This is a genomic window from Aeromonas sp. 600276, assembly GCF_049175815.1.
In the GTDB taxonomy this organism is placed as follows: domain Bacteria; phylum Pseudomonadota; class Gammaproteobacteria; order Enterobacterales; family Aeromonadaceae; genus Aeromonas; species Aeromonas dhakensis.
Genome location: NZ_JAAKVU010000007.1, coordinates 80,347 through 92,932, shown reverse-complemented (window position 1 = coordinate 92,932; position 12,586 = coordinate 80,347). Strand labels below are relative to the sequence as shown.

Annotated in this window: 12 protein-coding genes; 2 read left to right on the top strand and 10 right to left on the bottom strand. The window is 66.2% G+C overall.

The genetic code is table 11. The features are described from left to right. Positions 1-38: 38 nt before the first annotated feature. The 8 genes from mltB to G5134_RS09045 all read right to left on the bottom strand — a co-directional run bounded on the left by mltB (position 39) and on the right by G5134_RS09045 (position 8,812). Positions 39-1,142: a lytic murein transglycosylase B gene (gene mltB / locus G5134_RS09080; protein WP_065017414.1), complete on the bottom strand. Its 1,104-nt coding sequence runs from the start codon at positions 1,140-1,142 to the stop codon at positions 39-41. Between the two features lie 95 nt (positions 1,143-1,237). After that, complete coding sequence (locus G5134_RS09075) at positions 1,238-1,840, bottom strand: CDP-alcohol phosphatidyltransferase family protein (RefSeq protein WP_065017413.1); 603 nt, start codon at positions 1,838-1,840, stop codon at positions 1,238-1,240. A gap of 14 nt (positions 1,841-1,854) precedes the next feature. Next, entirely contained in the window at positions 1,855-2,493 is a 639-nt protein-coding gene (locus tag G5134_RS09070; RefSeq protein WP_065017412.1) for an ATP-binding cassette domain-containing protein, read from the bottom strand. Between the two features lie 29 nt (positions 2,494-2,522). Continuing rightward, complete coding sequence (locus tag G5134_RS09065; RefSeq protein WP_065017411.1) at positions 2,523-4,193, bottom strand: ABC transporter permease; 1,671 nt, start codon at positions 4,191-4,193, stop codon at positions 2,523-2,525. Further along, entirely contained in the window at positions 4,193-5,377 is a 1,185-nt protein-coding gene (locus G5134_RS09060; protein ID WP_065017410.1) for an ABC transporter substrate-binding protein, read from the bottom strand. The genes G5134_RS09065 and G5134_RS09060 overlap by 1 nt, the downstream gene beginning before the upstream one ends. A 17-nt stretch (positions 5,378-5,394) precedes the next feature. After that, positions 5,395-7,545, bottom strand: a complete 2,151-nt coding sequence (locus G5134_RS09055; RefSeq protein WP_065017409.1) for an FAD-dependent oxidoreductase — start codon at positions 7,543-7,545, stop codon at positions 5,395-5,397. Next, positions 7,545-8,126, bottom strand: coding sequence for a carboxymuconolactone decarboxylase family protein (locus tag G5134_RS09050; protein ID WP_065017408.1), 582 nt, complete (start codon positions 8,124-8,126; stop codon positions 7,545-7,547). The genes G5134_RS09055 and G5134_RS09050 overlap by 1 nt, the downstream gene beginning before the upstream one ends. An 11-nt stretch (positions 8,127-8,137) precedes the next feature. Beyond that, positions 8,138-8,812: a DUF1499 domain-containing protein gene (locus tag G5134_RS09045; RefSeq protein ID WP_065017407.1), complete on the bottom strand. Its 675-nt coding sequence runs from the start codon at positions 8,810-8,812 to the stop codon at positions 8,138-8,140. Between the two features lie 51 nt (positions 8,813-8,863). Between G5134_RS09045 and G5134_RS09040 the strand changes: the two genes are divergently transcribed. After that, positions 8,864-9,424, top strand: a complete 561-nt coding sequence (locus tag G5134_RS09040; protein ID WP_065017406.1) for a peptide-methionine (S)-S-oxide reductase — start codon at positions 8,864-8,866, stop codon at positions 9,422-9,424. Between the two features lie 14 nt (positions 9,425-9,438). On the opposite strand, the gene G5134_RS09035 is transcribed toward G5134_RS09040, so the two are convergent. Both G5134_RS09035 and G5134_RS09030 read right to left on the bottom strand, forming a co-directional pair. Further along, positions 9,439-9,717: a peptidylprolyl isomerase gene (locus tag G5134_RS09035; RefSeq protein ID WP_065017405.1), complete on the bottom strand. Its 279-nt coding sequence runs from the start codon at positions 9,715-9,717 to the stop codon at positions 9,439-9,441. A gap of 81 nt (positions 9,718-9,798) precedes the next feature. Continuing rightward, positions 9,799-10,173, bottom strand: coding sequence for a hypothetical protein (locus G5134_RS09030; protein ID WP_017779265.1), 375 nt, complete (start codon positions 10,171-10,173; stop codon positions 9,799-9,801). Between the two features lie 569 nt (positions 10,174-10,742). Here G5134_RS09030 and G5134_RS09025 point away from each other — a divergent pair. After that, complete coding sequence (locus tag G5134_RS09025; RefSeq protein WP_017783884.1) at positions 10,743-12,518, top strand: autotransporter assembly complex protein TamA; 1,776 nt, start codon at positions 10,743-10,745, stop codon at positions 12,516-12,518. Positions 12,519-12,586 lie beyond the last annotated feature (68 nt).

Sequence of the window (12,586 nt, the reverse complement as noted above, 5' to 3'; positions counted from 1 at the left end):
CGGCGGCCCCGAGGGCCGCCCTTTTTTATCCGGCCGGATCAGAAACCGCCGCGGGCATCCTTGACCGCCAGCCCCAGCTGCCACACCGCCATGGCGTAGTGGGTGCTGTGGTTGTAGCGGGTGATGGTGTAGAAGTTGGGCAAGCCGTACCAGTACTGATAGCCGGTGCCCACGTCCAGGCGCAGCAGGCTCGCCTCGCTGTGGTTGCCGAGGGTGCTGGTGGGAGACAGTCCGGCGCGGCGCAGGGAGGCGACCGGGTAGCGGGTCTGGAAGCCGTGCTCGTAGCCAGGTAGCTGGCCCTGACCGCGTACCGCCACCGGTTGCCCCTTCTCCCAGCCGTGGGCCTTGAAGTAGTTGGCCACGCTGCCGATGGCATCCACCGGGTCCCACAGGTTGGTATGGCCGTTGCCGTTGAAGTCCACCGCGTAGCGCTGGAAGCTGGAGGGCATGAACTGGCCGTAGCCCATGGCGCCGGCGTAGGAGCCCTTGGGTTCGGTGGGATCCATCCCCTCGTCGCGGGTCATCACCAGGAAGGATTCCAGCTCGCTGGTAAAGAACTCGGCCCGGCGCGGGTAGTCGAACGCCAGGGTCGCCAGTGCATCCAGGATGCGGGTCTTGCCCATCACCCGGCCCCAGCGGGTCTCCACGCCTATGATGCCGACGATGATCTCCGGCGGCACCCCATAGATCTGCTGGGCGCGGTTGAGCTCGTTCTCGTACTCACGCCAGAAGCTGACGCCGTTCTGTACGTTGTCCGGGGTGATGAACTTGGCGCGGTAGCGATTCCAGGCGCCGGTCGGGCCGGTGGGCGGCGTGGTGGTGGGGGCCTGGGCATCCATCAGGCGGATGATCCAGTCATAGCGTTCGGCCTGGGCCAGCACCCGGTGCAGCTCGGCGCCGTCGAAACCGTGCTTTTGCACCATCCGCTGCACGAAGTTGTTCACATTGGCGCGATTGGCGAAGTCCCCCTTGCTGACTCCCGGCTGGCTCACCTGCCCGTAGAAGGGTTTGCTCGGCGGCGTCTGGTTGATGAAGGCGCTGTTGGGCTGGGGCTTGACCACAGGCTTGGCAGCCGGCGTGCTGCTGCAGCCATAGAGCATGGGAAACAGGGAGAGGGTGAGCACGGAGACAAGGCGACGCATAAGGTTCTCATGAGCCTGAAAAAGAGTGTCGCCATGGTAAAACATTGTCGTCCATGCGCAAGTGTTCCGTAGCGGCCCCCTCCCGCCGTCCTGCCTCAACGCAGGGTGTGGTAACCGCTCCAGAGCCGGGTCAGGGTGGTGATGGCGCAGAGCAGGGCAAAGCCGTAGGCGAGTGGGGCGAAGGCGGCGGGCCACAGGCACATCAGCACAAAGAGGGCGATGGTCTCGCTCCCCTCGGTGAGGCCGCCCAGATAGTAGAGGGACTTGTGGTGGTAGACCGGATTGTCGATGCCCCGCTTGCCCGCCATGATGGCAAACGCCAGAAAGCTCGAGCCGGTGCCCATGAAGGCAAACAGCAGGGTGGCGGCGGGCAGCGCATTGGCGGGGGCGGCGAGGGCAAAGCCCAGCACCACGGCGGCGTAGAAGATAAAGTCCAGCGTGATGTCGAGAAAGCCGCCGCAGTCGGTGATGCCGGTTTCCCGCGCCACGGCGCCGTCGAGCCCGTCCAGCAGCCGGTTGAGCAGGATGGCCGCCAGCGCCCACTGATAGCAGGCAAAGGCCAGCAGCGGCAACGCCAGCATGCCGATGGCAAAGCCGGTGAGGCTGACTTGGTTGGCGCTGATCCCGGCGCGGCAGAGCGGTCTGGCAAGCCGGGCGAGGGGGCTGCGGATAACGGGGATCAGGTGGCGGTCAAACAAGGTGAACTCCTCGGTCAAAAACGGGATTCGGTGAGCTGGATTATGGTGCCCGGCGCGTCATCTTCGTCGTGGGTCACCAGAATGGCGGGGATGGCCAGTGCCTTGATCTGGGCGAATACCAGTGCGCGAAAGGCGGCCCGCAGCGGCTTGTCGAGGCGGGAGAAGGGCTCGTCCAACAACAATGCCTCGGGCTCGGCCAAGAGCGCCCGCAGCAGGCTGACGCGGGCCTTCTGGCCGCCGGAGAGCGCCCCCGGCAGCTTGTCCGCCTGATTTGTCAGATCCACCTGCGCCAGCGCGGCCACCGCCTTTTCCCGCCGTGCCCCGTGCCCCTTCACGCTGGCCGGCATGCCGAACATCAGGTTTTCCGCCACCGTCAGGTGGTCGAACAGCAGATCATCTTGAAACAGCATGCCGATGCGCCGCGCCTGGGGCGGCAGCTGGGTGAGCAGGCGCGCGCCCAAGGTCACGTCCCCCTCCAGCCGGATGGGGCCGCTGGCCGGCAATACCCCCGCCAGCGCCGCCAACAGCGAGCTCTTGCCACAGCCACTGGGGCCCATCAGGGTCAACACCTCGCCCGGCGCCACCTGCAGGGCGGGCAGCGAGAGCAGCAGGTTCTCCTCCAGATAGAGGCGAAGAGGCGTGGTGCTCAGCATATGGCTATTTCCATCATGAGAGTTCCTCGTCAGCGGGCGCCCTTGAGCGCCGGGTTGAGCCGGGCCGGCAGCCAGAGCGCCAGCAGATAGATAACGAGCGGCAACAAGAGTTGCAACAGGCCGTAGAGGCCCGCCAGCCGCCGGTTGAGGCCGCTGCCGATGGCCACCGCCTCGGTGGTGATGGTGACCACCCGGCCTGCCCCAAACAGCAGGGTCGGCAGGTATTGGGCCAGGCTTACCGCCGCTCCGACGCCGAAGGCAAACAGCAGCGGCCGGGCCAGCAGCGGCCCTTTCACCTGCCACCAGGCTCGCCACGGGGTTGCCCCGAGCAGCAGGGCGCTCTGGGTGATCCGTGGGTCGAACTGGCGATAGGGGCCCTGCAGGCACAAGTAAACGTAGGGAAAGACGAACAGCAGCTGGCTCCAGAGCACCCAGCCCCAGCCGATGCCATCGCCCCCCCACCCGAGGCTGAACCAGTCCACCCCGAGCCGAATGCCGAACAGCAGGCTGGCCTGTGGCAGCAGCAGCGGCAGGCAGATGAGCCAGAGCGGCCAGGGGCGGCGGCCCGCCTGCGCCTCCAGGCTCAGTACCGCCATCATCAGCGCTATCGCCCCGCTCGCCAATGCCAGCAGCATGCTGGTGGTCAGCAGCGGCGAGAGGGTCGGCAGCAGTTCGAGCCAATGGCGGCCGCTCCACTGGCTCGGCCAGAGGGCGGGAAAGGGCCAGCGCCGGGTCAGCGACCAGAGCAGCAGCGCCCACAGCACCGCCAGATTGAGGACGATCAGGGTCGCCACGCTGCTCGTGGCAAGGGGGCGGCCAAGAGCGCTTGGGGCTGATCGTCTGCCATCGAGCCAGCCGGGTTTACCAAGGGCTCTATGGGCCAGTTCCAGCAGCCGCAACAGGGCCAGCAGCAACGCCGTGATGGCGAGCAGCAGCAGGGCGCCGCTGGCGGTGACGCCGCGCCAGGCCAGATCCGGGTCCTGATACCAGAGCCACAGGCGAACGGCCAGCGGAGCGGGAGCATCGGGCCCGAGCAGTTGGGCCAGATCTACTACGGCTACCCCGTAGGCGGCCACCGCATAGAGGGGCAGACGCAGGGCAGGCCAGAGCGCCGGCAGCAGCAGGCGCCACCAGATCTGGGGGGCGCTGAAGCCAAGGCTGGCCCCCAGCCACTGCTGGCGCGCCACTCTGGCGGGGTCTTGTGCTCCGAGCGCCATCAGCAGCAGGAAGGGGGTCTCCTTGAGGGTCAGGGCGAGGATGAGCCCGAGCCCGGCGGGATCGCGCAGGGTCTGCCAGTCGGGGGGCAGCTCGAACCCGGTGAGGGTCGGCGAGAGCAGGCGCAGCAGCCAGCCGGAGGGGGCGAGCAGAAAGGCAAAGCCGATGGCAAAGGCGACGTGGGGCAGGGCCAGCAAGGGCGAGAGCAGCCGCCGCAGCCAGCCGACGGCCCGGCTGTCGCTGTGGGCCAGCAGCAGGGCGGTCAGCAGCAGGCTGGCCAGGGTCGAGGCGGCGCCAATCCACAGGCTCAGCAGCGCAGAGTGCCAGATGCCCGGCTGGGCCAGCAGCCGCTGCAGGTGGGCCTGACTGAGCCCCTCGGCCAGCAGTTGCCAGCCCCCCGCCAGCAGCGGGAGGCCAAAAACCAGGGCGCACCCCGCCGTAAACAGGGGGCGCCAATCACGCAAAGAGCGGCCAAAGCGGCTCATCAGTGGCCGTAGCGCTCGGCCCAGGCCGCTTCGAGCCTGAGCTGCCAGCTGGGGTGGGGCTCTGCCACCGATTTGAAACGCAGTGCCGGTGCCTGCTGCTGGGTGGCTGGCAGGGCATCGGCGCGCAGCACGCTGGGATCGCCCCAGAAGGCGGGCTCGGCCTTGCGCTCCTGGGCGGCGGGGCTCAGCAGGAAGTTGGCCACCACCTTGGCACCGGCACGGGCGTTGGCGTTGAAGGGGATGGCGAGGAAGTGGCTGTTGGTCAGCGCCCCTTTCGCCATGGCCACCGCCACCACGTTGGGGGGCAGGGTACCATTTTGCACCGCGCTCTGCGCCTCCTGCGGGTTGAAGCTGATGGCCATCGCCAGCTCGCCGTCATCGAGCAGTTGGCGGGTTTCGGCGGCGCTGGTGGGGAACAGCTTGCCTTTGCGCCAGAGCGTCGGATGCAGCTCGTCCAGCCAGGCCCAGAGCGGGGCGGTAACTTTGGCAAAATCGGCATCGGTCGCCTCCCGATAGAGGGGGGCGGGATCCGGGGTCAGCTCCAGCAAGATCTGCTTGAGGAAGCTGGAGCCGTGAAACTGGGGCGGTTTGGGATAGGTGAAGCGGCCGGGGTGGGCCTTGCTCCAGGTGAGCAGGGCCGCCGCCGAGGTGGGCAGCGGGCTGACCTCTTCGCCGTTGACCATCAGGTTGAGCTGGCCTATGCCCCAGGGGGCTTCCAGCCCCTCCACCGGCACGGTGAAGTCCTCGCTCACCGGCAGGGTACCGTCGACCAGCGCCATGTTGGGCAGCTCCCGGGTAAAGGGGGCGCCGAGCAGCCCCTGCTCCTTGAGCGCCTTGAAGTTCTCGCCGTTGACCCAGAGCAGGTCGATGGGGCCGCCACTGCGCTTGCCGGCCTGCTTGTTGGCCAGCAGCTGGCTGACGCTCTGGGCGATGTCATCCACCTTCACCTGCACCAGCTTGACCTGGTATTCGCGCGCCAGCTCCTGGCCGGCCCACACCAGATAGGCGTTGATCTCCGGGCTGCCGCCCCAGGCGTTGAAGTAGACGGTCTGCCCTTTGGCCTCGTCGAGAGTCTGCTGCCACTGCGGGTTGTCACCAGCGTTGGCCTGGGTGAAGAGGAGGCTGCCTGCCAGCAGGGGCAGGGTGCGCAGCATCTGTTTGAACGAGGGCAATGAGTGTCGCATCTGGGTTACCTGGTTGGTCAGGCGCCGCGGCGCCAGCGGTGATAACGGGTCAGCAGCGCCAGCAGGGTGGCGGGCTGACGGGCCCGGCGCCACTCGCCCGCCAGGTACTTGTTCCCCTCCATCAGGGTGGGGTAGGCGTGGATGGTGGCGAGGATCTTGCCAAGGCCGAGGCGGTGGCGCATGGCGAGCACGAACTCGGCGATCCGCTCGCCGGCGTGAGTGCCCACTATGCTGGCACCCAGGATCTGATCCTTGCCGGGCACGGTGAGCACCTCGATAAAGCCCTGGCGCTCGCCGTCGGCGACGGCCCTGTCCAGCTCGGCCAGCTCGAAGCGGGTCAGCTCGAAGGGGATGCCCTGCGCCCTGGCCTCTTTCTGGTTGAGGCCGACCCGGGCGATTTCGGGGGTGGTGTAGATGGCGGCCGGCATGGCCCGATAGTCGGCCCGAAAGCGCTTGAACGGGCTGAACAGGGCATTGACTGCGGCATACCAGCCCTGATGGGCGGCGGCATGGGTGAGCTGGTAAGGGCCCGCTACGTCCCCCACCGCCAGAATGCTGGGGTAGTTGGTGGCGAGGAAGCCATCGACCGCCACAGTGCCGCGCGGGGTCAGCGCCACCCCCAGCGCTTCGAGCCCGAAGCCGCTGACGTTGGCCACCCGGCCCAGCGCCAGCAGCAGCTGATCGCCTTCAATTGTTTGCGTCTCGTCGCCCCGCCGCAGTTGCAGCCGGATGGGGAAATCTGAGGCCGCTGGCAGATAGTTGGCTCGCTCGGCGCGCCAGCCGGTGAGCACCCGCACGCCGTCGCGGGCCAGCTGATCCGCCAGCAGTTCGGCCACCTCCCGCTCTTCGCGGGGCAGCAGCTGATCCGAGAGCTCCACCAGGGTAACGGGCACCCCAAGCAGGGCAAAACTCTGGGCCAGCTCGCAGCCGATGGGGCCGCCGCCCAGCACCAGCAGCTGGCGCGGTGCAGTGCGCAGTTGCCAGAGGGTGTCGGAGGTGAGCCAAGGCACCTGATCCAGCCCCGGCAGCTCGGGCACCAGCGGCCGGGCGCCGGTGGCGAGCACGATATGGCGGCTGGCAAGGCGCTGGCCGTTCACCTCCACCTCCCAGGGAGAGACCAGCCTTGCCTCCCCTTGGATGCACTCCACTCCCAGCCCCTGATAGCGCTCAATGGAGTCGTGGGGTTCGACCTCCTTGATGACGCGGGCGACTCGCTCCATCACGGCGGCGAAATCGGCGCTGGTCTGGCTTGGGCCAAAGCCCAGTTCACTGGCCCGGCGCTGCTCGGCGGCAAAGCGGGCGCTTCGGATCAGCGCCTTGGAGGGGACGCAGCCGCTGTTGAGGCAATCGCCCCCCATCTTGTGCTTCTCGATAAGGGCCACCCTGGCCTTCACCGCCGCGGCGATATAGCTGGTGACCAGACCGCCGGCCCCGGCGCCAATCACCAGCAGGTTGTAGTCATAGCGGGTCGGCTTGCGGTAGGGGGCGTGCAGTCGATGCAGGGTGAGGCGCCGCTGCAGATCCTTGAGCAGCATCGGCATCAGCCCGAGCAGGGTCAGCGCCACCATCAGGCCGGGGGAGAGGATATTGCCGGTGCTGGTGAGGTTGGCGAGCTCGCTGCCCGCCAGCACGTAGACGAATGTGCCGGGCAGCATGCCAAGCTGGCTCACCCAGTAGTAGGTGCTGACTCTGATGGGGGTGAGCCCCATCAGCAGGTTGACCAGAAAGAAGGGGAAGATGGGGATGAGGCGCAGGCTCAGCAGATAAAGCGCCCCTTCCTTCTTCATGCCGGCCTGCAAGCTGGCCAGCTTGTCGCCAAAGCGCCGCTCGACCCAGTCGCGCAGCAAAAAGCGGGCGCTGAGAAAGGCCAGGGTCGCGCCAATGCTGCTGGCAAAGGAGACCAGCAAGAGCCCCCAGGCAACGCCAAATACGGCGCTGCCAGCCAGGGTGAGCAGGCTGGCGCCAGGCAGGGAGAGGGCGGTGCTCACCACATAGACGGCGACGAACAGCAGGGCGGCGGCGCCGAAATGACGCTCGACCAGGGCGGCCAGCTCGGCCTGACGGGCCTGCAGCTGGGGCAGGCTCAGGTAGTGGCCCAGGTCGAAGGCGAAAAAGGCGCCGATGAGGCAGCCCATCACCAGCACCAGCAGCAGGCGGGAGCCTCTCATCAGGCGTCCTTGCTGTTCGGCTGGGCCGGGCGCTCGGGCTGGACCGGCAGCTGGCAGAAGCCCTGCGGGGCGATATCGAGGGCGGCGTTGAACTTGGCCGACATGTTCTGGAAGGCGATGAGGCCGGTGAGCTCCACCATGGCGTCGTCGTCGAACCAGGGCTTGAGACGGGCGGCCTGCTCGTCGCTGACCCCATCGAGGCCCGTCATCGCCTCTGTGTAGTCGAGCACGGCCCGCTCCCGCTCATCGAACAAGGGGCTTTCGCGCCAGTTGGCGAGCGCCTCCACCTTCTCGCTGGAACCGGCTCTCTTTATCAGGGTCATGGCGTTGATGTCGACGCAAAAGCGGCACCAGTTGAGCTGGGATACCCGCACCGTCACCAGGGAGCGCAGCACGGGGTCGATGGGGGAGCGCTTGCGGTTGATGACGCCGTAGAGGGTGGCGACGGCGGCAAACAGGCGCGGCGAGCGGCCCCAGCACTTGCCCGGAATGAGCACCTGGCCGTAGTTGCGCTTTTGCAGCCAGAAAAAGGGGCGGATAAACCAGGCATATTCCCGGTCGGCTTTCACCTCGACGCGCATGGATGACCTTCTTATTGCTTCAAGTTGGGTTTGTAGGCCTGACCCAGCCGCTCGTTGAGGCGGATCAGAAACTCCTCTATACGGGCCCGGTTGGTGCCCAGGTCGCTGCGTCCCAGGCGGGAGGCGGAGCGCATGTCGATACGGGTTTCGCTGGGTCCGGCAAAGACCCGCAGCGCCACGTCATCCTGAAAACCGAACCAGCCGGTGGTGACCACCGCCTCGAGCCCTTGTGGGCTTGGTCGCACCTGCCAGCCGAGCTGCTCCATCAGGGCGTGGGCCTCGGTGATCACCTCGGCCGGGGGGGCGCTGGTAAAGAGAGGACCGGGTTTCCCCTCAAATGCTTTCAAAGGGGCCGGATTAATGGGCAGATCCTGCGCCGTTCTGAGCTCGCTGGCCCAGCGCAGCTGGGGCGGGTTGCTGGGATCCGTGCTCACGTCGTTGACCAGCGGCGTGCGCAGCGCCTGCACCACAAAGGCCAGGGGTAACAGCAGGGGGACGGCGCCCCAGCCGTTGGCGCAGCGGTTGCGACACCAGGGCAGGCGAACCAGCAAGGCGAGGGAGACGAGCGCCCCGAGCAGGCAGAGGGCGAATCCCAGCCACCAGGGCCAGAGGTGAACACGGCTACCGAGGGCGCCGGCGAGCGGCAGCAACCAGGCCAGCAGTGGCCACCACAAATAACTGGGCATAACGGGGATCCCCTGGTTATGATGAACAAGTGCCCAGAAGGATAAACTTAATTGACTGATAACGTTAGTAAATTTATCTCAATCCTGCTGCTTTTCCCAAGCGTTCCGCTGTGGGCGGACAGCGCCGTGCTGGCGGCGGGGGACATGTGGCGCGCCGAGGCCGTCTACGAGACCCTGCCCGGGGTCAGCCGGGTGGAGCCGGGCTATGTCAGTCAGCGGGTGGCGACGGGGTCGAGCTGGCGGGAAGTGCCACCGCAGCGCCAGGCGGTGCGCATCGATTATGACCCGGTCAAGGTGGGGTATGGGGATCTGCTCAACGTCTTCTGGCTGCTGGTGGATGGGCGCGATGGCGACGGCCAGTATTGCAACCGGGGGCTGGCATTTGCGCCGGCCCTGCTGCCGAAGGATGACTATCAGTGGCGTTTGGCCCAGGTGAGCCTGACGCGCTGGCAGGCCCTGCACGGGCGGCCGAGCCGGGTTGCACTCTGGCCGCAGAGCCGGTTCACGCCAGCGCCGGAGATGGAGGACTGGGCGGCGCGCCACCCCTGGCGTTTCGGCTTCTATGCCCGCCGCTGCGGCGGCTGGCCGGTGGAGCTGACCCCAGAACCCTGAACCGGGCCCTGAACTCAGTTGCGGTAGAGCACCTTGATGAGGTGGAAGCCGAACTTGGTGCGCACCGGGCCGAGCACGGTCAGCAGCTCGCCCTTGAACACGGCATCGTCAAACGCCTTGACCATGTCGCCCTTCGAAAACTCCCCCAGATCGCCGAAGCGCTTGCCGGAGGCGCAGGTGGAGAAGCGCTTGGCCATCTGGCCGAAGTCGGCTCCCTTGGCAATCTTCTCCTTGATCTCCAGACACTCTTTCTCGGTCTTGACCAGGATGTGCTGGGCACAGGCTTTTCTCATCGGGACGCTCCTCGGCGGTGGGCAAATCGGGGGCGCAAAGAGTACTCCAATTCCTGCCGCGCGTCAGCCGTCATCGGCATATCAGCCGCGGGCGCGGGCCCCGAGCCGGGTTCTGGGGCGCGCCTGCCAGAGGATCTCCAGCCCGAGCAGGGCATAGAGGCTCCAGATGGCCAGCGGATTGAGCCAGTTGCCCCCCAGTTGCAGGGTCGCCAGGGCGCTGCCTGCCAGCAGCAGGGTGATGCCCGGCAGGCGCCAGTGGGTCGGCAGCGGTGCCAGCATGGCCATGCCCAGCAGGATGGCGAGCCCGAACGGCAGGTTCAGCGCGGTGAAGGCCAGCGCCTGCTGGCCGTTCATGCCGGTCAGCAGGGCCAGCAGGGCGCTGCAACAGGCGAGAAAGGTGATGAATTCGAGTCGGTCGGCGATGTAGTCCGCCATCTGTTCGCTGCGTGCGTGCATACGGTGTCTCCTCTGGTGGGATGCGAGCCTTGGTGCAATGACCCCAGTGTGGGCGAGAAGTGAGCAGGGGGGCAGCGGGATAAATCGATTGGGTTGAACGAGGCTTTGATTGCGTGACGGCAACTGTTTGATCCGGCAAGATAAAATCCACAGTCCCGCGGAGGCGCGAGTGAGATGGCCCAGTGTCGGCCAGGGGCCTGGCTATGCCGCTTGGGGAGAGGGCATTGCTGCTATCTTGACCCGTTGCCGACAGTTGGTGTCGCGCCCATCGGGAAATCGGGGAGATTGCGCCATCGGGCCGGATTGGCCGGCAGGGGCCATCTGGCCAGGCCCTGAGGGTCATGGATTGCCCTTTTGGGCCCATAGTGGCATAAGTCTGCGGGGGAATGCCTGAAAAATGGGCGGCCCGCGCGGGCAAAGGCTTCAATAATATGGCGAAATTCGCGGTCAACCCGCTCTGATGTCGAGCCGGGGATATGCTAGGATGAGGCGCGCTTGCGATCGAGTGAGCCTCATATTCGTTCTGAATATCGCATTATTTTAATCATGTTCTTCGGGGAAATTGACGTTTGACAGGATGCAATCCGCCCCTGCCTGCAGGGATCTCACCGCCCGCACGGGCTTTTCGTCGTGGGCTTCGCGCGCTGGGACTGAGCCTCTGTCTGCTGCTGTTCGTCACGCCCGCCATGGCGGCCAAACTCACCTATCAGATCAAGGGGTTGAAAGGGGAGAACAAGGACAACGTCGAGGCCTACCTCAATGCCCTGCCGGTCTATCAGGAGCGCCAGTACCGTCCGGCCCGCCCCAAGATTACCGAGAGCGTGCAAAAGGCGCTGCAGGTCTATGGCTACTACCAGCCCAAGATCACCCTGAGCCGGGACAAGAAAACCCCCTCTAAGGTGATCATCGAGGTGGATCCCGGCAAGCCGGTCATCATCTCCCGCCTCGACATCCTGCTGGAAGGGGATGCCGGCAGCGACGAGCTCTACAGCGAGCTGTTGGACAAGCTGCCCCTGAAAGAGGGGGATCCCCTCAACCACGGCAAATACGAATCCATCAAGGCGGATCTGGGCAGCCTGGGGCTGGCCCGCGGCTACTTCGACGCCAAGATCAGCAAGAGCCAGGTCAAGGTGTTTCCGGATCAGGGCACCGCCGAGATCTACATCCTGTTTCGCTCCGGCCCGCGTTACCACTTCGGCGAGATCCGCTACGACGCCACCCCGGAGGCGCTGCGTCTCATCCGCCCCCTCATCAACATCAAGAGCGGCGACCCCTATCTGGCGATCCGGCTGGCGGAGATGTCGCAGGATGTCTCCTCCACCAAGCTGTTCAAGCAGGTGGACATCAAGCCCCTCATCAGTCAGGCCGAGCATAACCGGGTGCCGGTGCAGGTGACTCTCTCCAACCGGGTCGATCACGAGATTGAAACGGGTATCGGCTATGCCACCGACGTGGGGCCGCGCATGAGTGCCACCTGGGAGAAGCCCTGGGTCAACCGCTACGGCCACCGGCTCAACGCCACCGCCAAGGTCTCCCAGCCCGAGGCCGAGCTCAGCTTCGACTACCAGATCCCGGTGGGCAACCCGCTGCGGGACTACTACTCGTTGCAGGCCGGCTATCAGTACAAGGACAACAACGATACCCGCTCCGATCTGACTACCTTCAGCGTGCACCGCTGGAAGCGGCGGCCGGAGAGCTGGGACCGGGACGTGTTCATCCGGCTGGAAAACGAGGTCTATACCCAGGGGGCCGACGAGGGCAACAGCTTGCTGTTGATCCCCGGCGTCTCCTGGTCACGGCTGCGGGTGCGCGGCGGTCTGGTGCCCGACTGGGGCGATCGCCAGCAGCTCACCCTGGAGTTCTCCGACCCCTACTGGGGTTCCGACATCAGCTTCGTGCGGGTGTGGGGGCGCAGCAAGTGGCTGCGCACCCTGGGGGAGGATCACCGCTTCCTGCTGCGGGCCGAACAGGGAGCCATCATAGGGGACAGCTTCTCGCTGGTGCCGCCCTCCCTGCGCTTCTTTACCGGTGGTGATCAGACGGTGCGGGGCTACGGCTACGAGACCATCTCGCCGCGCGGCAGCGACGGCAAGTTGCTGGGGGGCCGCTACGTGAGCGTCGCCAGCGCCGAATACAACTACCGTTTCAGCGACAAGTGGCTAGGGGCCCTGTTCGTCGACAGCGGTACCGCCACGGTCGACTACAGCGAGGCCTGGAAGATAGGCACCGGGGTTGGTGTGCGCTGGGTGACCCCCATCGGCCAGGTCAGGCTCGATCTGGCGGTGGGCATTTCCGAAGATGAGAAGCCGCTGCGGCTCCACTTCGCGCTGGGGCCTGAACTATGATCCGGTCCTGCTCAACCTCTCTTCTCTTATGTTCTTCTGACCGGCCGCTGCGGCTGCATCTTTCGCGG